The following is a 21,343-nucleotide window of genomic DNA, read 5'->3' on the forward strand; positions in this document are numbered from 1 at the left end:
CTACAAACGAACAGCGGAAAGGTTTCACCAACCGAAACCGATGTTATCCAATGGAAAAACGCCTCCGGATGACTATCTGTCATTGCCCCGAGGCGCTCGGGTGAGGGAAAATGCCCTCCTTTTTTCCGTTTCAATCTATTCACACCCAGGAGATCAGCGATGCCTAGCCGTCGTGAGCGTGCCAACGCCATTCGTGCCCTCAGCATGGATGCCGTGCAAAAAGCCAACAGCGGCCATCCCGGTGCCCCTATGGGTATGGCAGATATCGCCGAAGTGCTTTGGCGCGACTACCTCAAGCACAACCCGAGCAATCCATCGTTCGCCGACCGTGACCGCTTCGTGCTGTCCAACGGCCACGGCTCGATGTTGATCTACTCGCTGCTGCACCTGACCGGCTACGACCTGTCGATCGACGACCTGAAGCAATTCCGTCAACTGCACAGCCGTACCCCGGGCCACCCGGAATTCGGTTACACCCCGGGCGTTGAAACCACCACCGGCCCGCTGGGTCAGGGCCTGGCCAACGCTGTGGGCTTCGCCTTGGCAGAAAAAGTCCTGGGCGCGCAGTTCAACCGCCCTGGCCACAACATCGTCGACCACCACACCTACGTGTTCCTGGGGGATGGCTGCATGATGGAAGGCATTTCCCACGAAGTCGCTTCCCTGGCCGGCACTCTGGGCCTGGGCAAGCTGATCGCCTTCTACGATGACAACGGCATTTCCATCGACGGCGAAGTCGAAGGCTGGTTCACCGACGACACGCCGAAGCGTTTCGAATCGTACAACTGGCAAGTGATCCGCAACGTTGACGGTCACGACCCGGAAGAGATCAAGACCGCCATCGAGACCGCTCGCAAGAGCCCGCTGCCGACCCTGATCTGCTGCAAGACCACCATCGGTTTCGGTTCGCCGAACAAGCAAGGCAAGGAAGATTGCCACGGCGCCCCGCTGGGTGACGCGGAAATCGCCCTGACCCGTCAGGCGTTGAACTGGAACCACGGCCCGTTCGAAATCCCGGCCGACATCTATGCCGAGTGGGATGCCAAGGAAAAAGGCCGCGCCGCCGAAGCCGAGTGGGATCAGCGTTTCGCTGCCTACTCCGCCGCGTTCCCGACCGAAGCCAACGAACTGATCCGTCGCCTGAGCGGCGAGCTGCCGGCCGACTTCTCCGAGAAGGCTGACGCCTACATCGCCGACGTTGCTGCCAAAGGCGAAACCATCGCCAGCCGTAAAGCCAGCCAGAACGCCCTGAACGCGTTTGGTCCGCTGCTGCCGGAAGTGCTGGGCGGTTCGGCTGACCTGGCCGGTTCCAACCTGACCCTGTGGAAAGGCTGCAAAGGCGTCAGCGCCGAAGACGCCAGCGGCAACTACATGTACTACGGCGTGCGCGAATTCGGCATGACCGCGATCATGAACGGCGTTGCCCTGCACGGCGGTCTGGTGCCTTACGGCGCGACCTTCCTGATGTTCATGGAATACGCCCGCAACGCAGTGCGCATGTCCGCCCTGATGAAGCAGCGCGTGATCCACGTCTACACCCACGACTCCATCGGTCTGGGCGAAGACGGCCCGACGCACCAGCCGATCGAGCAACTGACCAGCCTGCGCAGCACGCCGAACCTCGACACCTGGCGTCCAGCCGATGCCGTTGAATCGGCAGTGGCCTGGAAAAACGCGCTGGAGCGCAAGGACGGCCCGTCGGCGCTGATCTTCTCGCGTCAGAACCTGCAGCACCAGACCCGTGATGCCGGCCAGATCGCCGACATCCGCCGTGGTGGCTACGTGCTGAAGGACTGCGCAGGCGAGCCTGAGCTGATTCTGATCGCCACCGGTTCGGAAGTTGGTCTGGCCGTTCAGGCCTACGACAAACTCACCGAGCAGGGCCGCAAGGTGCGCGTGGTTTCCATGCCATGCACCAGCGCGTTCGACGCTCAGGACGCCAGCTACAAGCAATCGGTCCTGCCGTTGCAGGTCAGCGCACGTATTGCGATCGAAGCGGCCCATGCCGACTTCTGGTTCAAGTACGTGGGTCTGGAAGGTCGCGTGATCGGCATGACCACCTACGGCGAATCGGCTCCGGCTTCGGCACTGTTCGAAGAGTTCGGCTTCACCCTGGAAAACATCCTGGGTCAGGCTGAAGAGCTGCTGGAAGACTGATCCAGAAGTTTTGTCGTCTGGACTGCCGTCCATCGCGAGCAGGCTCGCTCCCACAGGGAATTTGTTGTGTGACACAAACTGTGCTCACTACAAAGACCCAATGTGGGAGCGAGCCTGCTCGCGATAGCGGTGGTTCGAACAACAATGCAATAACGGATACACCACGGTAATCGAGAACCCCATGCCTCAACCGCGTCCCTACAAAGTTGCACTCAACGGCTACGGCCGCATTGGTCGTTGCGTCTTGCGTGCGTTGTTCGAGCGAGGCGAGAAGGCCGGGTTCGAGATTGTCGCGATCAACGATCTGGCCGACATGGCCAGCATCGAATACCTGACACGCTTCGACTCCACCCACGGCCGGTTCCCGGGCGAGGTGAAGGTCGACGGCGATTGTCTGCATATTAATGGCGACTGCGTGAAGGTCCTGCGCAGTGCCACCCCCGAAGGCATCGATTGGGCATCGCTGGGCGTCGATCTGGTGCTCGAATGCTCCGGCGCCTGGCACACCCGCGCAGACGGCCAGCGTTTCCTCGACGCCGGCGCGCCGCGTGTACTGTTTTCGCAGCCAATGGCCAGCGAGGCGGATGTCGACGCCACCATCGTCTACGGCGTCAATCAGGATTGCCTGACCGGCGACGAACTGCTGGTGTCCAACGCCTCCTGCACCACCAACTGCGGCGTACCGCTGTTGCGTCTGCTGGATCAGGCGGTCGGCCTGGATTACGTATCGATCACCACGATTCACTCGGCGATGAACGATCAGCCGGTGATCGACGCCTATCACCACGAAGACCTGCGCCGCACCCGTTCGGCGTTCCAGTCGGTGATCCCGGTGTCCACCGGTCTGGCGCGTGGTATCGAGCGCCTGCTGCCGGAACTTGCCGGGCGAATTCAGGCCAAAGCCGTACGCGTGCCGACGGTCAACGTGTCCTGCCTCGACATCACGATGCAGACCGCGAGCGACACCGACGCCGGCGAGGTCAACCGGATCCTGCGCGACGCCGCCACCAGCGGCCCGCTCAAAGGTCTGTTGGCCTACACCGAATTGCCTCACGCCAGTTGTGATTTCAACCATGACCCACATTCGGCCATCGTCGATGCCAGTCAGACCCGCGTTTCCGGCCCTCGGCTGGTAAACATCCTGGCCTGGTTCGACAACGAATGGGGTTTTGCCAACCGAATGCTGGATGTTGCAGAACACTATCTGCAAACAGCGACTTCAAAAAAACCGTAGGAAGTGCGACCCATGACCGTGTTGAAGATGTCCGACCTCGATCTGCAAGGTAAGCGCGTATTGATCCGCGAAGACCTCAACGTCCCAGTCAAGGACGGTGTTGTCACCAGCGATGCGCGTATCCTGGCTTCGCTGCCGACCATCAAGCTGGCCCTGGAAAAAGGCGCGGCCGTGATGGTCTGCTCGCACCTGGGTCGTCCGACCGAAGGCGAATTCTCCGCCGAGAACAGCCTCAAGCCTGTCGCCGATTACCTGAGCAAGGCTCTGGGCCGCGAAGTGCCGCTGGTGGCTGATTACCTGGGCGGCGTTGACGTCAAGGCCGGCGACATCGTGCTGTTCGAAAACGTGCGCTTCAACAAGGGCGAGAAAAAGAACGCCGACGAGCTGGCCCAGCAATACGCCGCCCTGTGCGACGTGTTCGTGATGGACGCTTTCGGCACCGCTCACCGCGCCGAAGGCTCGACCCACGGCGTCGCCAAGTTCGCCAAAGTCGCCGCTGCCGGCCCGCTGCTGGCTGCTGAGCTGGACGCACTGGGCAAAGCCCTGGGCGCCCCGGCCAATCCGATGGCGGCCATCGTTGCCGGTTCCAAGGTCTCGACCAAACTCGACGTGCTGAACAGCCTGAGCCAGATCTGCGATCAACTGATCGTCGGCGGCGGCATCGCCAACACCTTCCTCGCTGCGGCCGGTCACCCGGTCGGCAAGTCGTTGTACGAGCCGGACCTGCTGGACACCGCGCGCGCCATCGCCGCCAAGGTCAGCGTGCCGCTGCCGGTCGACGTGGTGGTTGCCAAGGAATTCGCTGAAAGCGCCGAAGCGACCGTGAAACTGATCTCTGACGTCGCTGCCGATGACATGATCCTCGACATCGGCCCGCAAACCGCGGCCAACTTCGCCGAACTGCTGAAGTCGTCGAAAACCATCCTGTGGAACGGCCCGGTCGGCGTGTTCGAATTCGACCAGTTCGGCAACGGCACCAAAGTGCTGGCCGAAGCTATCGCTGAAAGCGCGGCGTTCTCGATTGCCGGTGGTGGCGACACCCTGGCGGCCATCGATAAATATGGCGTGGCGGAAAAGATCTCCTACATTTCCACCGGCGGTGGCGCGTTCCTCGAATTCGTCGAAGGCAAGGTGCTGCCGGCCGTTGAAGTCCTGGAAAGCCGGGCCAAGGCCTGAGGCCGCCCGATTGGCCAGGCAAAGGAGTGTTCAGATGGTCAAGTCGTTAGCGCTGTTGTTGCTGACCGGTACGCTGGCGGCCTGCGGGAGTAACCCGAAGGCCGAGCCGACACCGGCACCGGGCGAGGCCCAGAAAGGCTGCTACCAGGCCGACTGGCAGGCCGAAACCAACCCGGTGCTGAACAAGCGCTCGGGCCCGGACGGTCTGGACAAATACGAGACGCAAACCCCGGCCAAGGAACATGGTTGTCCTTGACCGGTCTGACTCTTTAACTCAGGGCCGGCGGCGTGCGCTGCCGGTCGAGGAACACGGATGAAAGGCTTGATCGCCGTTGCGGCACTGGGATTGTTGGGTGGTTGCGCGCAGTGGAACCCGTTCCAGTCATCCGCCCCTGTGGATAACTGGACCATCTGGACCTGCGACAGCCAGGCCAAGGTGCTGTGGCGCTTCACCGATGCCGCCCGCAAGGAAGTCGATGTGCGTCTGGGCGGCGGCGATCAGGTCTATCGCCTGAAAGAAGAGCCGGGCGCCTCGGGCGCGCTGTACAGCGACGACATGCTGGCGTTTCACATCAAAGGTAATGAAGGCCTGGTTTACTGGGTCGCCACCAATGATTTGATCGGCCGGGGCTGCAAAGCCGAATAAAACAGAATTTGCTTTATCGAATCACCAGGCCGGGCCTCAACCCCCGATCTGCAATCACTTGAATAGCCGCCGCCGCTCCGGCAGGCTGGCACGATTAACGACCCAAACCGGGAGAGAGACACACAATGGCACTTATCAGCATGCGCCAGATGCTGGACCACGCAGCCGAGTTCGGCTACGGCGTTCCAGCCTTCAACGTCAACAACCTTGAGCAGATGCGCGCCATCATGGAAGCCGCTGACAAGACTGACTCCCCGGTGATCGTTCAGGCTTCGGCCGGTGCCCGCAAATACGCCGGCGCCCCGTTCCTGCGTCACCTGATCCTGGCGGCAATCGAAGAATTCCCGCACATCCCGGTGTGCATGCACCAGGACCACGGCACCAGCCCTGACGTCTGCCAGCGCTCGATCCAGTTGGGCTTCAGCTCGGTCATGATGGACGGCTCCCTCGGTGAAGACGGCAAGACCCCGACCGACTACGAATACAACGTCCGCGTGACCCAACAAACCGTCGCCATGGCTCACGCCTGCGGCGTTTCGGTAGAAGGCGAGCTGGGCTGCCTGGGTTCGCTGGAAACCGGCATGGCCGGTGAAGAAGACGGCATCGGCGCCGAAGGCGTTCTGGATCACAGCCAGATGCTGACCGACCCGGAAGAAGCCGCTGACTTCGTCAAGAAGACTCAAGTTGATGCCCTGGCCATCGCCATCGGCACCAGCCACGGCGCCTACAAGTTCACCAAGCCACCTACCGGTGACGTGCTGGCGATCGACCGCATCAAGGAAATCCACAAACGCATCCCGAACACCCACCTGGTGATGCACGGTTCCTCGTCGGTTCCACAAGAGTGGCTGGCGATCATCAACCAGTACGGCGGCGACATCAAAGAAACCTACGGCGTACCGGTTGAAGAAATCGTCGAAGGCATCAAGCACGGCGTGCGCAAGGTCAACATCGACACCGACCTGCGTCTGGCATCCACCGGCGCCATGCGTCGCCTGATGGCCACCAACCCGAGCGAATTCGACCCGCGTAAATTCTTCGGTGAAACCGTGAAGGCGATGCGCGATGTATGTATCGCTCGTTACGAAGCTTTCGGTACTGCCGGCAACGCTTCGAAGATCAAGCCGATCTCGCTGGAAAGCATGTATCAGCGTTATCTGAAGGGTGAGTTGAACGCCAAGGTCAATTGAGACTGGGTGTTGAGCTGATTTGAAAGAAACCCGCCGTGAGGCGGGTTTTTTGTGGGTGGCGATTTTGTGCGCGTCACCCAAAAGTCAGGGTGAATGGCGCTGCTGCCTGCTCAATGGCACTCACCACATGAGGCGCCTGTTCCCGATATTGTGGATAGCGCGCTAGTACCGCTTCAACCGAGGCAAGCAATCGCTGAATGCGCGCCCTCGGCTGCTCGATCTCACAGGTGTGGGCAAACTCCAGCAATCCCTGTCGCGAGGCAAACATCGACTTGTTGCCCGCCAGATCCAGAGCCAGCACATCCTCCGGAATATAAGCCGTGGTGTTGACGATGTCATAAGCCGGCGCCAGGCGCGCGTCGCGCTGAGTGGGTTCGGAGTAAAGCAATCCAAAGTTTTTCAAATGAGCGTCGCCATTCCCGACAATGCAGCTCAAGGCAACGCCATCGAAAAGTTGATCAAGTGATGCGCGTACATGCTCGGCCGGGCAGTACACACGGATGGCCTTGGCAATTGCCGCATAGCTTTTGCTGTACTTCTGGCTGGCCGACAACCCCATCAACACTGCCATGTCTTCAAAACCGATCGGGTTGAGCTGATCGTCGCGGTCAAAGCGGCGCATGACGAACAGCTTGGCATTATCGGAAATGTAAAACGGCGGAACGGGAATACCCGCTTCTTTCGCCATGGACATACAAAGGAATTCGTTGACTGCCAGACCGGGAAATTCGTCTCGGCCACTTTTGATAATCAAGTCTGAGGTTTTCGAGGTCACGCGGGGTAACGCGGCTTCCTGTTGTTCCGGAACCAGCAATTTTGGCTGAACACCCGAAATGCCTGCTCGCAGAATGTAGCGATCCATCAGGCCGGCGAAGATATCTTCCGTGCCGTCCCACGTCAGAATCTCCTCAAGTTTTTCTCCTGGAAATTGTTGTTCTTCCAGCAAGGCATCAACCGTGTCAGAGCGCACTTGAACCCTGCCGATGGGTGAAGTACTACCGGAAAGCGCCAATAGAAGCATCGGATCGACATTCACCGTCTTGGCCAAGCGATTACGCAGTTGCTCCAGCACGTAGCCTTCCGGCAGGTTCATCTGAAAAACAGGGTGGAGCTCGCGTCGGCGAAACTCGTCATGCCGCACTGGCATCGACAGGCTGATAGCCACATCTGGCAATGCATCGTCGTGATAACGGAACGTGAAGTCCTCGCCATCGCTGAAAAGCCTGCCACTATGCCCCTCAGGCGTACTGACTTTGAGAGAGATCATTTTCATTCGAATAAATCCCCAAGCTCTTCAAGGGTTGGCATGGCGGCTGGGACGACAGCGAGTTCGCAATCCAGTGCACCGAGCACGCGCGCATAGGCGATCATGCCAACAGAAAGGGTGCCTTTTTCTACGGCGATGACCTTGTATCGTGTCAGCCCGGCGAGGTCGGCAAGCTGAGCTTGGGTCAGGCCTCGGCGAATACGCTTTTCGCGCAACTGGTCGCCAAGGCGAGCGATCAACAAAAAATAATCCATGTGCTGCTACCGGAACATAAATATATGAATGTTACGTTAGCACAACATTCTGGTAGGGGTAGTGTTTCGTAGGCTTACCGCAGACGGATCGTCGAAGGCATCAAGCACGGCGTGCGCAAGGTCAACATCGATACCGACCTGCGTCTGGCATCCACCGGCGCCATGGGTCGCCTGATGGCCACCAACCCGAGCGAATTCGACCCGCGTAAATTCTTCGGTGAAACCGTGAAGGCGATGCGCGATGTATGTATCGCTCGTTACGAAGCTTTCGGTACTGCCGGCAACGCTTCAAAGATCAAGCCGATCTCGCTGGAAAGCATGTATCAGCGTTATCTGAAGGGTGAGTTGAACGCCAAGGTCAATTGAGACTGGGTGTTTAGCTTAAGAAGCGGGTTTTCTTTTGCCTGGGTTTTATGTCGAGCTAATATTCTGCTGCGTGAAATGTCACCTATAACGGACAAAATCCAGACTGCCTTGGCCGAAGTCCGATATAGGTGACATATGAAACCGTCATTAGACGGCTTTGTGTTTGATAAGCGCGTTAGCACTTTGTGAAGTTAATGTTATAGGTTTTACCTACATTCGGCCCGCCGCGATCGACTCGAACCGTACCATTTAAATTGGAGCAACTCTCTTCAGGTGAACTCATGCTAATGGCGAGCATATTAAATTCAGGACCTCCGGCCTCTGCTTGCAGATTAAAATTTACGGCGGATCCATATGATGGGTTTTGATGAAAAAAAACTTCCAGCAACGTTAAAGTAAAGCCCAAAGTAAGCCATGCTAGCTTGACTTATGTTGCCTGTCTGTGGATCTGATGAATTGATTGTCAACGTGGCGTTGTGGCTCTCGCCGGCATCATATACACGTCCGTTATAAGTTCCATTCGGATCGATCTGGTCCATTTGTTTTTCCTTCATCTGTTGTGTAAAAAGGTGACGGATTAATTCTTTGTGGTAAATAAATCCGTCCCCAATTTTCCTCGAGCGTATTGCCGAGGCGATGACTCAAGCGTTGGCGAATCATCAGGCGCGAGTGAACGGAGAGTTGTTTGCTGATATGCAGCGGGAATGGGATGCGGGGCGGGTAGTGGCGTTGAATGACTCCGTCGGCTCAGGAATGAAACGAAAGCCAATCGGTACGACCCGTATTTGATACCTGTCGGCTGAGTTGAAACTAAAGTAAAGCGGGTGGGCAGATTTATTTAATCGATCAGCAGATAAATAAATCTGTCCCAATTTTTCATGTTTCTAAAGCAGGTCCCGCATCGACGATTAAAATAATTGCCGAAGTGGGAGGTTCTGCAGTTACAGTCCGTTGCGCGATGTCACTTTTGGAGCGTTGTATGGTGACTCTGCCAATTGTTTCTATTTCGTATGATAAATCTGCTAGCTCTGCTAGATCAGAGCCGGGGCCGAGTAAACCTTTTCGAACTATGAACTCAGCGCCGGGGGCGAACTTTAATGGGTGGCGTTTGCGGATGCCATAATATCCTTCGTCGTTCAGAATTAGTAAGTTATTATAGTGGAGTCTAGCATTTGAGAGCGGTTCATCATTGAAGGAAACACTTGAAATATCACGTACAAATACTATTTGCTTACGATTTGTAGTGCGTTCTACGATGCCTATTGTTTCAGTGTCTTCTTTGGTAACGTGAACTATTCCTTCTATTACATCGCCTTTAGTAGTCAGGACGGTTAATTCTGAGCCGCTTTCGATTTTAAATGCCAGTAAACTTCTTTTAAGGCCCATTTGCGTTATTCCTTTTGTGGGTGTGGAGGTGAAGTAAAGCGGGGGCAGATTTATTTAATCGATCAGCAGATAAATAAATCTGTCCCAATTTTTTTAATCGATCAGCAGATAAATAAATCTGTCCCAATTTTTCTATTTCTCTTCTCCATTTTGCTTTCAGCTCAATCGGTTGACTGCTGAGTAAGTGTCGTTCGAATCCGTTCTCTTTTGCTCCACTATTGAACCAGTTTGTCTAGGGGGTCTGGATTGTAAAAAAAAGAGACTTCATGGCATAAACAGTGTTATTTGCATTGTCTGTCACAGAGCCATAACATTCAATTAGGCCATTATCCAGTTTTTCCATGCTTGGAATTGCCATGAAGATCCTAACGTCGGCATTGTTGTAATTGCTGGGGAGTGTCCGCTGGTTGGTGAATGAGTTTGCAGTTATGCCTGTACTGTTATTGTCTGCGTTAAAGTCTATTACCATGCCCGGTTTAAATGGAATGGATCTTGGAAACAGAAAGGTACAGCCGCCTAGGAATTGATACTTATCGTATGGTTTGTTGTACAAGGTATAGGCTACATTGTTTATGTCCTTGGGTTTTACACCCATGATGGGTTCTGCTATTTCAGTTGTTGTGTCTGAATAGAAGTGTGTAAGTGGTTCGTCAACAATAATGTACGAGGTGGCCATGGAGAGCTTCCTTGTTTGTTCGAGTGATCACGCTATCTTTCAATGCTGGATTGTCAGATAGCGTTGTCCTGTTGTTATCAATGCGCTTGTGTATGGCCCCGGAAATCATTGCCAGCAAACAGTCATGATGTTTGCGGTAATGCCGTTTTGGTTTTTAAGACAATTTAGAGAAGTTTCAGGATGGATATCTAATTTTTTATCTGGCTAGGTGCAAAATAATTGCGATTTCTCGTGATAGTGAATGTTTATCAATGATGCTAGGAAAGTCAAATTCATAATCAACTGGCCTAATAAAATCGAAGTTCTCTACGTTCCACACTGATGGTAAGAGCACTCCATGCACTTCATGCACTGCAGGTTCAGGTTCAGGTTCAGGTTCACGTGCAGGTGCAGGTGGAAGTGGAGGATGCATTTGGAATGTACCGTCTGGATGTTTGTACCATCTGCTTAGTGCGAAGGAATTATTTAGTGATTCTTCAGTCAGTTTGAGTGATTTAATTTCCTCCATGTTGATTTTTATTGTTGATCCTGACTGGCTATCTTTGATTGATACGCTGTTATTAGCTTGATCGATGTTGTCTATTTCTCCGTTAACTACTTTTGTTTTTCCATTTTTTACTTGTACTGCAAGGATTTTGGATCCAGTACTATAGATAACGCCGATTTTTTCGCTTCGAAATCCCATTTTCATGCTCCTTTACTTTCTTTCGTGGTGATGGATTCAGTTTGAGCGGTTTTTCTGCGCCTTGCACCTGTCAAATGTGACAGGTTTATAGTCTTGTTCGGAATTTGAAATTGGTTTTTTATAGTCTTTCTATATTTTGGTCTTTTTTTTGGAGGGGCTCGTTTTTTCAAGTTTGAGCAAATGACGTTTGTCAGTAATCGCTTTTTGACCGAGAGTTGTTCGAAATGGTGGCGGGTTAATTAAAAGTGAAAGGTGACAAAGAGAAATGGGTCTCCCATTAGCCGATCTCCAGTCAAGTTAATGGGCGCTCGGCCAGTTGTACTTGCGTCAGGCCACGAGCTATACGTTTTTCGCGTAGTTGATTACCTAGACGGCTGATCCATAGGACGTAGTCTATGTTCCGCTACCGCAACATTTGAAGATTCATGTTGTGCAATCACAATATTTCACTTCGAGAAACCCGCCGTGAAGCGGGTTTTTTTAGATAGACCGGATTATTTCGGCTCTACGTGATCCAGCGCTTGATTTACCGCCAGTTCTCCAAGCATCACCAGTTGCGCAATGCCTATAGCGGTTTTGCGGTCGGTGGGAGGGAGAGTGGCGGCGAAGTTGTTGAGCATTTCGCTGGCGGAGCCGAGGGTTTCGCTGGCGTTGGCCAGCAGGGATTCGGTGTTGTAGGCGGGGTTGGCGAAGTACATGCGGTCGGGTTCGTTGACCGTGGCCATGATGCGGGCGCCGGGGCAGAGGTAGTGGTCGAGGGCGCGTTCGGCGGCTTCGTTGAGTTTTTTGGAATCGAGGGATTCGTAGGGGGAGGCCAGATCGGTTTCTGGCGGGTTCGGCGTAATTTTGAACATATGCTGAAAACTCCTGTAAGGAGCTGCTTGTCCTTCCCTACTAAAAGAAGGGTGGCAGCTGTGCGCAGGTTAGTAGACCGGGGAGTATTCAGCATTGACCGGCGCGCCGAAGCGCCCTGCGCACAGCCACCATCACAGTCAGACTGGAATGTCTGATAGACAGCGCGTTGCACGTAGCTGAAAACACCACGGGCTACTAAACCCGATCACTGCGAATCAGTGACCGGAATCAAGTTACCGATGGCCCTCCAGGCGCACAAGCCGGCGGATTCTGGCGTACCGGTAGGCAGCGACGCAAGCCGTTGTAGGCTTCAGGAAGTAACGCGAACCGTCTTTAAACAGAAGCCTTAAACGGTCGCGTGGCTACTATTTATCGTGATCAATATCCAGCTTGCTGAACGTCACCTGCCCACCCTCGCTGGTGTACCCGGTGTTGTCCTGCACATACACACCCGCCTTGAAATACAGCGGTTTGTTGCGCCACGTCGCGCTGATCTGCGAATCCCACTGATACCCGGCCGCACTCACGCCCAGCGCGCCGCCGGGGCTCAGGTGAATGAGGTAGTTGAACTCGCGATTGAGTTTGATCCCGGTGGCGAGGGTGATGACGCGGCTTTCGGCCTGATCCGGATGGGTGCGCAGTTTGATCACCAGGTTGCCGGTCTCGGTTTTTTCTTTGTATTGGTATTCAAGCTTGAGCATCGGCTTCTGGCTTTCATAGGCGTGGATCTGGCCGATGACGATCTTGCCGGAACTGGGCACCTTGTTGACCGAGAGGGTCGCGCGCAGCAGGTTGTCGGCGTCGGGGTAATACCAGTTGCGCAATGTTCCGTTGCTGTAGGTCTCGCGCAGTTCGGTACGCGGATAAATGGCGTTCTCGGTTTTCGAACCGGTCACCGGGGACCAGAAAAACAGGGTGCCGGTGTCGGAATGGAAGTACTGATCCTTGAAGCCGTTCACCAGTTTGGAGGTTTCGACGGTGTAGGGCGGGCTGCCAACGGGAACGCTGAGGTTCCAGGTTGCGAGGTCGATCATGTCGGTTCTTCCACTCTGTTGCTGTTGCACGCGCGTGCCAGAAGCTCTAGCCCGCGCCTCTTGGGGGCGGCCTTTATAAGCGTAGAGGGATTTTTTGTTAATGGCCGTCCGGCAGATGATTGGCGTCAACATCCTGTCGAAATGCCACCTTTCCCGGTTTTCGGGGGCTTCAGCGGTGACCGTTAGTCGGCTGCCTGCTGGTTTGTTTAAATGATGGCTGGATGACAGCTATTGCTTTTACAGATCCCGGACTAGAGTGAAGACTCGGTGACTGTACGGTTTTCACGAGAAGCCGCGCGGAACACTGACCCGAGATGCCCCGACACGAGTTGTCCCGACAAGAGAAGCAGCATGGAATGCGCGCAACCCCAGCCAGGTGAAGGCAGCTCAGTCCTTTTGATCGTCGATGATTACCCTGAAAACCTGATCAGCATGCGCGCGTTGCTGCAGCGCCAGGACTGGCAGGTATTGACCGCCGCTTCCGGTTACGAAGCCCTCAACCTGTTGCTCGAACACGACATCGACCTAGTGCTGCTGGATGTGCAGATGCCGGGCATGGACGGTTTCGAAGTCGCGCGGCTGATGCGCGGCAGCCAGCGCACGCGCCTGACCCCGATCATTTTCCTTACCGCCAACGAGCAGTCCCAGGACGCCGTGATCAAAGGCTACGCCAGCGGTGCGGTGGATTACCTGTTCAAACCCTTCGATCCGCAGATTCTCAAACCCAAAGTCCAGGCGCTGCTGGAACACCAGCGCAATCGCCGGGCCTTGCAGCGCTTGAGTCAGGATCTGGAATCGGCGCGGGCCTTCAATGCCTCGGTGCTGGATAACGCCGCCGAAGGCATTCTGGTGTTGGGCGAGGATGGTTTGATCCGCTTCGCCAACCCGGCGATTTCCCGGCTGCTCAATGCGCCGGTGAAGGAGCTGGAAGGGCAGGAGTTTCTCGATTACCTGCAGAAACCGCACATTCCGCTGTGGGCCGATTCCGAGTTTTACGCCGGGTACAAACGTGGCGAGACGCTGCGTCTACACGATGCGTCGCTACGCACCGCACCGGGGCAGCAGGTGCCGGTGGCCTTGTCCTGTGCGCCGCTGCCGAGTGAACAGCACGCGATGGTGGTGACGGTGCTGGACATGTCGGTGGTGCGTCATCTGCATCAACAGCTGGAATTTCAGGCCGTCACCGACCCGCTGACCGGGCTGCTCAATCGTCGGGGTTTTTACCAGACCGTTGAAAACCTGCTGCTGCGCGGCGAGCGCACCGACAGCAGTTGGGTGCTGATGTACCTCGATCTCGACGGCTTCAAAAGGGTCAACGATTCCCTCGGCCATGATGCCGGGGACCGGGTGTTGCGCTGGGTCTCGGAACAACTGAAAGCCTGCCTGCGGCCGTTCGATATTCTGGCGCGGATGGGCGGCGATGAATTCACCGCGCTGCTGGATCTGGAATTCCCCGAGCAAGCGGCGAAGATTGCTGAAAAACTCATAGAGCGGGTGTCGATCTGTCAGCAGATTGAAGGGCTGGATATTGCGCTGGGTGCGAGTATCGGCATCGCCACTTACCCGGATTGCGGCAACAACCTCGACGGTTTGCTGCGCGCCTCGGACATCGCCATGTACGAGGCCAAGCGTGCCGGGCGTCAGCAATATCGTTTCTACGATCATGAAATGAACGGCCGCGCGCGGTCGCGGCTGATGCTGGAAGAAAGCGTGCGTAATGCCATCGAGAACCGCGATTTCAATCTGGTGTATCAGCCGCAGGTGGCCATTGGCGATGGTCGCGTTCGTGGTTTCGAGGCGTTGCTGCGCTGGCAGCACCCGAGTGTCGGCGACGTGCCGCCGGGGCTGTTTCTGCCGTTGCTGGAAGAGGCGACGTTGATCAGCCGCCTCGGCAGCTGGATCTATCATCGCAGCGCCGGGCAGCGTAAGGCGTGGGAGGCCGAGTTCTCCAGGGATCTGGTGATCGGCGTGAGCCTGAGCAACACTCAGTTCGGCCTGCCGAATCTGGTGACCGAATTGCGCCAGGTGCTGGAGCGCCATGGTTTGCAGCCGCACCAGATGGAAGTGGAAGTCACCGAAGAGGCGCTGACGATCAACCCGGACGAGACCCGCAAGCAGCTGAAGCTGCTGCGCAATCTCGGGGTGCGGGTGGCGCTGGATGATTTCGGTTCCGGAGCCTGCTCGCTGGCGCATCTGCGCGATCTGGAACTGGACACTCTCAAGCTCGATCGCCACCTGATCGCCCGATTGCCGGACTCGTCCCGCGACGCTTCGCTGGTGCGCACGGTCATCGACCTGTGCAAGGAATACGGCTTGCTGGTGATTGCCGAAGGCGTGGAAACCGTCGAGCAATACCAGTGGCTGCAAGCCCATGGTTGTCAGTACGTGCAAGGCTTTCTGGTGGCGCGGCCGTTGGTCGCCGAGGACACCGCACGCTTTACCGAGCCGTTCGACTGGAGCGCGTTGGCCGGTTGAATTCGCTACACTGGCGGCCTTTTCATGACCCGTGCCGCCCCATGACTGCGTTGAAATACCTCCAGGCCTATCCCGCGAATCTGCAGGATCAGGTGCGCCAATTGATCGCCGACAACCGCCTCGGTGATTACCTGAGCCAACGCTATCCGGGCCGCCACGATGTGCAGAGCGACAAGGCGCTGTACGGCTACGCGCTGGACCTGAAGCAGGAATACCTGCGCAACGCCCCGGCCATCGACAAGGTGCTGTTCGACAACCGCCTCGATCTGACTCACCGCGCCCTCGGCCTGCACACCACGGTGTCGCGGGTGCAGGGCGGCAAGCTCAAGGCCAAGAAAGAGATCCGCATCGCCTCGCTGTTCAAGGACGCCGCGCCGGAGTTTCTGAAGATGATCGTCGTCCACGAGTTGGCCCACTTCAAGGAGTCGGATCACAACAAGGCGTTCTATAAGTTATGTGAGCACATGCTGCCGGGCTACCACCAGGTCGAGTTCGACCTGCGGGTGTACCTGACGTGGCGGGACATGCAATAAGACATCAAACAACGGAGCGCATGCATGGACGTGAGCAAGACCAAGAGCAGTTTCTACCGGCGCTTGTACGTGGCGTACCTGATCGACAGCGGCCTGGCCAGCAGCGTGCCGGCGTTGACCGAGGTCACCGGCATGCCCCGGCGTACGGCGCAGGACACGATTGCGGCGCTGGCGGATCTGGATATCGTCTGTGAGTTCGAACAGGAGGAGGGCGCGCGCAATCATGCGGGGCGCTATCGGATTCGGGAGTGGGGGGCGATCGATCGGGGGTGGATCGAGCGGAATTTGCGGCAGATCAAGGCTGTTCTCGAGTATCCCTGACTTCAGCAGTCCCTTCGCGGGCAAGCCCGCGAAGGGGAAATCTCAAGACCGACGCATTCCTATGTGCGGAATGTCATCCTCAAGATATTCCTCACCCGCCACCACAAACCCATACCGCCCGTAATACCCCTGCAAATGCGCCTGGGCCGACAGATAGATCGGCACTTCAGGCCAACGCTTCTGCGCCTGTTTCAGCGCCTGTTCCATCATTTCATGCCCCAGCCCCTTGCCACGCCCGGCCGGCGCGGTCAGCACGCGGCCGATCACCACGTCGCCACCCTGGGATTCCGGATCCAGCAGGCGCAGGTACGCCACCAGTTGATCATCGTCCCAGCCCATCAAATGGCAGGTGTCACCGTCCAGATCCTGACCGTCCGGATCCAGGTACGCGCAGCGCTGTTCGACCACGAACACTTCCGAGCGCAATTTCAAAATGGCGTACAGCTGCTCCAGTCCCAGATCGCTGTGATGTTTGCAGACCCACTCGATTGTCATCTTCCGATTCCTTGAACAACGTCGCCCGATACTAAGCGCCCCGCCGAAATATGTCTGTATGGCTGAGAAATCTGTGACAAAGGCCAAAATGCCATCATTCCAATATCGCGGCTCGCCGTACTTTGTGTAATCTGCTGGGAAGCACTGTGCAATGGCTTCAATGAGCTAAGGTTAGGGCCTGGGATTCGCCGGTAAGGGGCCTTGGGGTTTTGACTGAAAACACGCCGGGCGGCCCGCCCGCTAAGGATTTTCAAGCATGCCGCGATTGCATCGAGCCTTTGCTTTGATCGGATTGCTGTTGCTGGGTCAAAGCGCGGCAGCGGAGAAATTGCGTCTGGTGTTCGACGTCTGGCCGCCCTTTACCGATGACACGCTGGTCAACGGTGGGCTGGCGACCGACATCGTCAGCACGGCCCTGGCCCGTGCCGGTTATGCCAGCGGTTATGAGCAGGTGCCGTGGGCGCGGGCGTTGCTGGGTGTTGGCGAAGGTCGTTACGACGTGCTGGTCAACGCCTGGTACAACGACGAGCGCACGAAGATCGGGCAGTTTTCCGCCGAGTACCTGCTCAATCGCGTGCGCTTCCTCAAGCGCAAAGACGCGCCCATCGAATACAACAACCTGCAGGAACTGCACACCTATCCGGTTGCGGTAGTGCGCGGCTACGCCTATTCGGCGCCGTTCGATGCCGACACCGCGTTGCAGAAAGTCCCTGTGCATAACTTCGCCATGGCCGTGCGCATGCTCGCGGCGGACCGGGTCAAGCTGACCCTGGAAGACGAATACGTGGCCCGCTATTACCTGGCCCGGGAATCACAGAAGGTACGTAACGCGGTGGAGTTTCTGCCGAAGCCGCTGAGCGAGAACAGCCTGCATATTCTGGTCAGCCTGAAGAACCCGCAGCACGAACAGATCGTGGCCGGGTTCGACAAGGCGATTGCGTCGATGAAGGCCGATGGCAGCTATGAAAAGCTGCTGAGGCAGCATGGCATGTGAGGCGGCTCAATCTTCGGCTGTGTCCTTGATCAGGTGCGCCGCCAGCGTGCGCAACGGGCCGAGCTGGCGGCAGATCAACGCCAGTTGCGTCTGCACCAGCCGCTGGCCTTCGTCGATTTCGTCCGGCATCTGCTCAAGCTCGTTGGCCAGCGCTTCTTCCTCATCGCTTTGAATGGCAATCGGCTGTTTGCTCGCCAGACCTTGGGCGATCTCATCGATGCTCGCCGCCAGACTCACCCCGGCGCCGTCGATCAGGTGTTCGCGCACCTCGGCCGGCAGCTGGGTTTCGCGGTGTGCGCCAAGCCCTGACAGATAGCTGAGCAAGGTGTGCGACAGCACCAGGAAGCGGAAGCCGACGTCGGCTTCCTTCCGGAAATGCCCCGGCTCCATCAGCATGTTCGCCAACGTTGTTGATAGTGCGGCGTCGGCGTTGTGCGCGTTGCGCCGGGCCAGGCGATAGGCGAGGTCGTCGCTCTTGCCGGCGGCGTATTGCTGCATGATCTGGCGCAGGTAGATGCTGTTGCAGGTGAGGGTGTTGGCCAGCACTTTGTTCAGGCGCCGACCTTGCCAGTCCGGCAGGAACAGGAATACCGCAAGCCCCGCAATCAGGCTGCCGAGCAAGGTATCGAACAGTCTCGGCACGAACAGCCCGTAGCCGTCACCGACCTGGTTGAAGCAGAACAGCACCATGATCGTGATCGCGGCGGTCGCCACGGTGTAGCGGGTGGTGCGGTTGGTAAAGAACACCACGCCGGCGGCGATGGCGAAGCACGACTGCACCAGCGGGCTTGGGAACAGATCGAACAGCGCCCAGGCAATCGTCAGGCCGATCGCCGTGCCGAAAATCCGCTGGCCGAGTTTGCGCCGGGTGGCGCCGTAGTTCGGCTGGCAGACGAACAGCGTGGTGAGGATGATCCAGTAGCCTTGCGACGGGTGTATCAGGTGCACCATGCCGTAGCCGATGCTCAACGCCAGCGGCAAACGCAGGGCGTGGCGGAACAGCAGCGAAGTCGGCGTCAGCTGCGTGCGCAGACGAATCCACACGTCCTTGAAGTTGCGCGGCGAGCGGTCGAGCAGGCTGCTGTCGGTGGCATCCGCCAGCGCATCGGGGTTGCTCGCATCGCTGAGCAGACGGTCGAGGGTGCCGAGGTTGGCGGCCAGTGCGCGCAACGAACGGAGCAGTCCGCGCCAGGCCGGGTTGCTCTGGATGCGCAGGTGTTCGAGGGAGGCGTGCAGGTCGCTCAGGGCTTCGGCGAAACTCGCGTCGTAGATGAACGGCTGGCGCATCTGGATCGATTCGGCCAGCGCCCGGCAGGCCTTGCCTTGCTGGCGCAGCAGGCGCTGGCAGCGGAACAAGACATCGCTGTGGAAGAACGCATCGGCCAGGGCGTTGTAGGGATAGTGCGAAGAGCTGGCGCGTTCGTGAATGTCCTGCGCCAGGAAGTACAGCTTCAGGTAACGGCTGACTTTCGAGCCCGGACGACCGTTGCCGACCCGGTGCAGGATGATTTCCTTGGCGCTGTTCAGGGCTGCGACGACCCGGCCATTCTGCTGGGCCAGTTCCAGTCGCCGCGCTTCGACGTCCATCTGACGGATCGGCTCGAACAGCGAGGATTTCAACTTCAGGTAATAGCCGAGTTCGCGGAACAGCCGCGCCAGACTCTGCTGCACCGGCTGATTGGAAAACATCGCCTGCCACAGCACCGACAGCAGGCCGTACCACGCGGCACCGGCCACCAGCAGCATTGGCTCATGCCAGAAATCCGTGACCGCGCCACCGCGCTGATCCACGCCGATCATGGTGTAGACGGACAGAATCAGGGTCGCCGAAGCAATCGCCCCGTAACGTTCGCCGAGCGCACCGAGCATGGTCAGGCCGAAGCTGGCCAGTGCCAAAGCGATGACGAACACGATGGGGTAGGGGAACAGCAATTCAACGGACAGCGCCGCGACGCTGAAACACACCAGCGTCACCGCCAGTGCGTTGAGACGGCCCTGCCAACTGTCGTCGGTCTCGGCCAGGGCGCTGGCGATGATCCCGAGGAACAGCGGGATCAGCAGCCCCATTTCATCCTGATACCAGCACAGCGCCATGCTGCCGGTCAGGGCGATAAATACCCGCACGCTGTAGCTGAATTTATCCAGCGCCCACAGGCGCCGCAAAGACTGACGAAACGAGGTCGAGGACATGAAGTGCGAAGGCCTTCCGAGGCGATGCCGCTAAATTGAGCCAGTAATGACGCCGACGCAATGGCGCCGATCACATCTGACAGCAAAAAGTGTTCCGCACGGCCTTCGAATCAGACGTATTGCGCCGCCGCGTAACCCGATGCCCACGCCCACTGGAAGTTGAATCCGCCCAGATGTCCGGTGACATCCAGCACTTCGCCTACGAAGTAGAGGCCCGGGCTTTTCAGCGATTCCATGGTCTTGGACGAGACTTCGCGGGTGTCGACGCCACCGAGCGTCACTTCGGCGGTGCGGTAGCCTTCGGTGCCAGCCGGGACGACTTTCCAGCTGCCGAGCTTCTCGGCGATGTCCGCCAGTTCGGCGTGGGTGTACTGCTTCATCGGTTTGGAGACAAACCAGTTGTCGGCCAGCAGGTTGGCCATCTTCTTGGTGAAGATTTCACCGAGCAGGGTTTTCAGCTCGCTGTTCGGACGCTCGGCGGTTTGCTGTTGCAGCCAGCTCGCGGCGTCATGATCGGGCAGCAGGTTGATTTCGACCGTGTCGCCCGGCTCCCAGAACGAGGAAATCTGCAGAATCGCCGGACCACTGAGGCCGCGGTGAGTGAACAGGATGTTCTCGCGAAAACTCTGGTCATTGCAGCTGACCAGACAATCCACCGAGGTGCCGGACAGTTCGGTGCACAAGTCCTTGAGCTGATCGGTGATGGTGAACGGCACCAGACCGGCGCGGGTAGGCAGCAGTTCATGGCCGAACTGTTTGGCGACCTGATATCCGAAACCGGTCGCGCCCAGCGTCGGGATCGACAGCCCGCCGGTGGCGATCACCAGCGACTGGCACTGGATCTGGCCGAGGGTGGTGTCGAGCAGGTAACCGCCTTCGACTTTCTCGATGGTCTGGATCGAGGTGTCGAGGTGCAGGTTGACGCCGACCTGATCGCACTCGTCCAGCAGCATGCCGAGGATGTCGCTGGATTTGTTATCGCAGAACAGTTGGCCGAGTTTCTTCTCGTGATACGGCACGCCGTGTTTGGCAACCATGCCGATGAAATCCCACTGGGTGTAGCGGGCCAGCGCGGATTTGCAGAAGTGCGCATTCTGCGAGAGAAAATTGCTCGGTTCGGTGTACATGTTGGTGAAGTTGCAGCGCCCACCGCCGGACATCAGGATTTTCTTGCCGGCCTTGTTCGCGTGGTCGAGCAGCAGCACCTGACGCCCGCGCCCGGCGGCGGTCAGTGCACACATCAACCCTGCGGCGCCAGCGCCAATGATCACGACTTCGGTAGAGCGCAAAACGGTGTCCTCACACAATGATCACGCAGATCGTTCCCACGTCGAGGCGTCGAACCGTCTGCGTGGGAATGCATCCTGTGACGCTCCGCGTCACGATTTAAAAGCGGACGCAGAGCGTCC

21 protein-coding genes and 1 pseudogene are annotated in these 21,343 nt (G+C 57.5%); 11 read left to right on the top strand and 11 right to left on the bottom strand.

What is annotated here, in order from left to right:
* The first annotated feature begins 159 nt into the window (after window positions 1–159).
* The 6 genes from tkt to fba all read left to right on the top strand — a co-directional run bounded on the left by tkt (window position 160) and on the right by fba (window position 6,403).
* Window positions 160–2,157, top strand: a complete 1,998-nt coding sequence (gene tkt / locus BMZ46_RS27170; protein ID WP_039767973.1) for a transketolase — start codon at window positions 160–162, stop codon at window positions 2,155–2,157.
* Window positions 2,158–2,338: 181 nt separating this feature from the next.
* Window positions 2,339–3,391 (top strand): erythrose-4-phosphate dehydrogenase, encoded by a 1,053-nt coding sequence (epd, locus tag BMZ46_RS27175; RefSeq protein WP_039767974.1) that lies wholly within the window; start codon window positions 2,339–2,341, stop codon window positions 3,389–3,391.
* A 12-nt stretch (window positions 3,392–3,403) separates the two neighbouring features.
* Window positions 3,404–4,567, top strand: coding sequence for a phosphoglycerate kinase (locus BMZ46_RS27180; RefSeq protein ID WP_074692075.1), 1,164 nt, complete (start codon window positions 3,404–3,406; stop codon window positions 4,565–4,567).
* A 34-nt stretch (window positions 4,568–4,601) separates the two neighbouring features.
* A complete protein-coding gene (locus BMZ46_RS27185) occupies window positions 4,602–4,823 on the top strand; it encodes a hypothetical protein (RefSeq protein ID WP_007959706.1) in 222 nt (73 codons plus the stop codon).
* A gap of 57 nt (window positions 4,824–4,880) precedes the next feature.
* Window positions 4,881–5,213, top strand: a complete 333-nt coding sequence (locus BMZ46_RS27190; RefSeq protein ID WP_074692078.1) for an MliC family protein — start codon at window positions 4,881–4,883, stop codon at window positions 5,211–5,213.
* A 125-nt stretch (window positions 5,214–5,338) separates the two neighbouring features.
* Window positions 5,339–6,403, top strand: coding sequence for a class II fructose-bisphosphate aldolase (gene fba / locus BMZ46_RS27195; protein WP_007959708.1), 1,065 nt, complete (start codon window positions 5,339–5,341; stop codon window positions 6,401–6,403).
* Window positions 6,404–6,476: 73 nt separating this feature from the next.
* On the opposite strand, the gene BMZ46_RS27200 is transcribed toward fba, so the two are convergent.
* A complete protein-coding gene (locus tag BMZ46_RS27200) occupies window positions 6,477–7,676 on the bottom strand; it encodes a type II toxin-antitoxin system HipA family toxin (RefSeq protein ID WP_074692080.1) in 1,200 nt (399 codons plus the stop codon).
* Entirely contained in the window at window positions 7,673–7,924 is a 252-nt protein-coding gene (locus BMZ46_RS27205) for a helix-turn-helix domain-containing protein (protein ID WP_039767977.1), read from the bottom strand. Before BMZ46_RS27205 ends, BMZ46_RS27200 begins: the two co-directional genes overlap by 4 nt.
* Window positions 7,925–8,011: 87 nt before the next feature.
* Here BMZ46_RS27205 and BMZ46_RS27210 point away from each other — a divergent pair.
* Window positions 8,012–8,290 (top strand): annotated as a pseudogene (locus tag BMZ46_RS27210) (class II fructose-bisphosphate aldolase); the annotation flags it as partial.
* A 332-nt stretch (window positions 8,291–8,622) separates the two neighbouring features.
* Here BMZ46_RS27210 and BMZ46_RS29245 read toward each other — a convergent pair.
* The 6 genes from BMZ46_RS29245 to BMZ46_RS27230 form a co-directional block, all read right to left on the bottom strand.
* Window positions 8,623–8,829, bottom strand: a complete 207-nt coding sequence (locus BMZ46_RS29245; protein WP_134334140.1) for a hypothetical protein — start codon at window positions 8,827–8,829, stop codon at window positions 8,623–8,625.
* 337 nt (window positions 8,830–9,166) lie between these two features.
* Window positions 9,167–9,676 carry a hypothetical protein gene (locus tag BMZ46_RS29255; protein ID WP_134334139.1) on the bottom strand — a complete coding sequence of 170 codons (510 nt, stop codon included), beginning with the start codon at window positions 9,674–9,676 and terminating at the stop codon, window positions 9,167–9,169.
* Window positions 9,677–9,908: 232 nt separating this feature from the next.
* The gene (locus BMZ46_RS27215; protein WP_074692086.1) at window positions 9,909–10,352 is read right to left on the bottom strand and encodes a hypothetical protein; all 444 of its coding nucleotides are present in this window, start codon (window positions 10,350–10,352) and stop codon (window positions 9,909–9,911) included.
* A gap of 196 nt (window positions 10,353–10,548) precedes the next feature.
* Window positions 10,549–11,037 (bottom strand): hypothetical protein, encoded by a 489-nt coding sequence (locus BMZ46_RS29260; RefSeq protein WP_134334138.1) that lies wholly within the window; start codon window positions 11,035–11,037, stop codon window positions 10,549–10,551.
* A gap of 494 nt (window positions 11,038–11,531) precedes the next feature.
* Window positions 11,532–11,891 carry a DUF6124 family protein gene (locus BMZ46_RS27225; RefSeq protein ID WP_074692089.1) on the bottom strand — a complete coding sequence of 120 codons (360 nt, stop codon included), beginning with the start codon at window positions 11,889–11,891 and terminating at the stop codon, window positions 11,532–11,534.
* Between the two features lie 366 nt (window positions 11,892–12,257).
* Window positions 12,258–12,926, bottom strand: a complete 669-nt coding sequence (locus BMZ46_RS27230; protein ID WP_074692091.1) for a polysaccharide lyase family 7 protein — start codon at window positions 12,924–12,926, stop codon at window positions 12,258–12,260.
* A 351-nt stretch (window positions 12,927–13,277) separates the two neighbouring features.
* On the opposite strand from BMZ46_RS27230, the gene BMZ46_RS27235 reads away from it, so the two are divergent.
* The 3 genes from BMZ46_RS27235 to BMZ46_RS27245 are packed head-to-tail and all read left to right on the top strand — an operon-like array spanning window position 13,278 to window position 16,255.
* Window positions 13,278–15,401 carry a putative bifunctional diguanylate cyclase/phosphodiesterase gene (locus BMZ46_RS27235; RefSeq protein ID WP_074692094.1) on the top strand — a complete coding sequence of 708 codons (2,124 nt, stop codon included), beginning with the start codon at window positions 13,278–13,280 and terminating at the stop codon, window positions 15,399–15,401.
* 41 nt (window positions 15,402–15,442) lie between these two features.
* On the top strand, window positions 15,443–15,934 hold the full coding sequence (locus tag BMZ46_RS27240; protein WP_007959720.1) for a M48 metallopeptidase family protein: 492 nt from the start codon (window positions 15,443–15,445) through the stop codon (window positions 15,932–15,934).
* 24 nt (window positions 15,935–15,958) lie between these two features.
* Entirely contained in the window at window positions 15,959–16,255 is a 297-nt protein-coding gene (locus tag BMZ46_RS27245; protein ID WP_007894945.1) for a winged helix-turn-helix domain-containing protein, read from the top strand.
* Window positions 16,256–16,297: 42 nt separating this feature from the next.
* On the opposite strand, the gene BMZ46_RS27250 is transcribed toward BMZ46_RS27245, so the two are convergent.
* Entirely contained in the window at window positions 16,298–16,750 is a 453-nt protein-coding gene (locus BMZ46_RS27250) for a GNAT family N-acetyltransferase (RefSeq protein ID WP_064599990.1), read from the bottom strand.
* Window positions 16,751–17,006: 256 nt separating this feature from the next.
* Here BMZ46_RS27250 and BMZ46_RS27255 point away from each other — a divergent pair, with 256 nt between their 5' ends.
* The gene (locus BMZ46_RS27255) at window positions 17,007–17,744 is read left to right on the top strand and encodes a substrate-binding periplasmic protein (RefSeq protein WP_064599988.1); all 738 of its coding nucleotides are present in this window, start codon (window positions 17,007–17,009) and stop codon (window positions 17,742–17,744) included.
* Between the two features lie 6 nt (window positions 17,745–17,750).
* Here the strand turns inward: BMZ46_RS27255 and yccS are convergent, their stop codons facing one another.
* Window positions 17,751–19,934 (bottom strand): YccS family putative transporter, encoded by a 2,184-nt coding sequence (gene yccS, locus BMZ46_RS27260; RefSeq protein ID WP_074692097.1) that lies wholly within the window; start codon window positions 19,932–19,934, stop codon window positions 17,751–17,753.
* 110 nt (window positions 19,935–20,044) lie between these two features.
* Window positions 20,045–21,223 carry a BaiN/RdsA family NAD(P)/FAD-dependent oxidoreductase gene (locus BMZ46_RS27265; protein ID WP_074692100.1) on the bottom strand — a complete coding sequence of 393 codons (1,179 nt, stop codon included), beginning with the start codon at window positions 21,221–21,223 and terminating at the stop codon, window positions 20,045–20,047.
* Between the last annotated feature and the right edge of the window lie 120 nt (window positions 21,224–21,343).

It is taken from the genome of Pseudomonas sp. NFIX49 (genome assembly GCF_900115915.1).
Lineage (GTDB): Bacteria > Pseudomonadota > Gammaproteobacteria > Pseudomonadales > Pseudomonadaceae > Aquipseudomonas > Aquipseudomonas pharyngis.

Coding starts and splice junctions, on each gene's coding strand:
- tkt (WP_039767973.1), top strand. CDS start 160: ATGCCTAGCCGTCGTGAGCGTGCCAACGCCATTCGTGCCCTCAGCATG.
- epd (WP_039767974.1), top strand. CDS start 2,339: ATGCCTCAACCGCGTCCCTACAAAGTTGCACTCAACGGCTACGGCCGC.
- BMZ46_RS27180 (WP_074692075.1), top strand. CDS start 3,404: ATGACCGTGTTGAAGATGTCCGACCTCGATCTGCAAGGTAAGCGCGTA.
- BMZ46_RS27185 (WP_007959706.1), top strand. CDS start 4,602: ATGGTCAAGTCGTTAGCGCTGTTGTTGCTGACCGGTACGCTGGCGGCC.
- BMZ46_RS27190 (WP_074692078.1), top strand. CDS start 4,881: ATGAAAGGCTTGATCGCCGTTGCGGCACTGGGATTGTTGGGTGGTTGC.
- fba (WP_007959708.1), top strand. CDS start 5,339: ATGGCACTTATCAGCATGCGCCAGATGCTGGACCACGCAGCCGAGTTC.
- BMZ46_RS27200 (WP_074692080.1), bottom strand. CDS start 7,676: ATGAAAATGATCTCTCTCAAAGTCAGTACGCCTGAGGGGCATAGTGGC.
- BMZ46_RS27205 (WP_039767977.1), bottom strand. CDS start 7,924: ATGGATTATTTTTTGTTGATCGCTCGCCTTGGCGACCAGTTGCGCGAA.
- BMZ46_RS29245 (WP_134334140.1), bottom strand. CDS start 8,829: ATGGACCAGATCGATCCGAATGGAACTTATAACGGACGTGTATATGAT.
- BMZ46_RS29255 (WP_134334139.1), bottom strand. CDS start 9,676: ATGGGCCTTAAAAGAAGTTTACTGGCATTTAAAATCGAAAGCGGCTCA.
- BMZ46_RS27215 (WP_074692086.1), bottom strand. CDS start 10,352: ATGGCCACCTCGTACATTATTGTTGACGAACCACTTACACACTTCTAT.
- BMZ46_RS29260 (WP_134334138.1), bottom strand. CDS start 11,037: ATGGGATTTCGAAGCGAAAAAATCGGCGTTATCTATAGTACTGGATCC.
- BMZ46_RS27225 (WP_074692089.1), bottom strand. CDS start 11,891: ATGTTCAAAATTACGCCGAACCCGCCAGAAACCGATCTGGCCTCCCCC.
- BMZ46_RS27230 (WP_074692091.1), bottom strand. CDS start 12,926: ATGATCGACCTCGCAACCTGGAACCTCAGCGTTCCCGTTGGCAGCCCG.
- BMZ46_RS27235 (WP_074692094.1), top strand. CDS start 13,278: ATGGAATGCGCGCAACCCCAGCCAGGTGAAGGCAGCTCAGTCCTTTTG.
- BMZ46_RS27240 (WP_007959720.1), top strand. CDS start 15,443: ATGACTGCGTTGAAATACCTCCAGGCCTATCCCGCGAATCTGCAGGAT.
- BMZ46_RS27245 (WP_007894945.1), top strand. CDS start 15,959: ATGGACGTGAGCAAGACCAAGAGCAGTTTCTACCGGCGCTTGTACGTG.
- BMZ46_RS27250 (WP_064599990.1), bottom strand. CDS start 16,750: ATGACAATCGAGTGGGTCTGCAAACATCACAGCGATCTGGGACTGGAG.
- BMZ46_RS27255 (WP_064599988.1), top strand. CDS start 17,007: ATGCCGCGATTGCATCGAGCCTTTGCTTTGATCGGATTGCTGTTGCTG.
- yccS (WP_074692097.1), bottom strand. CDS start 19,934: ATGTCCTCGACCTCGTTTCGTCAGTCTTTGCGGCGCCTGTGGGCGCTG.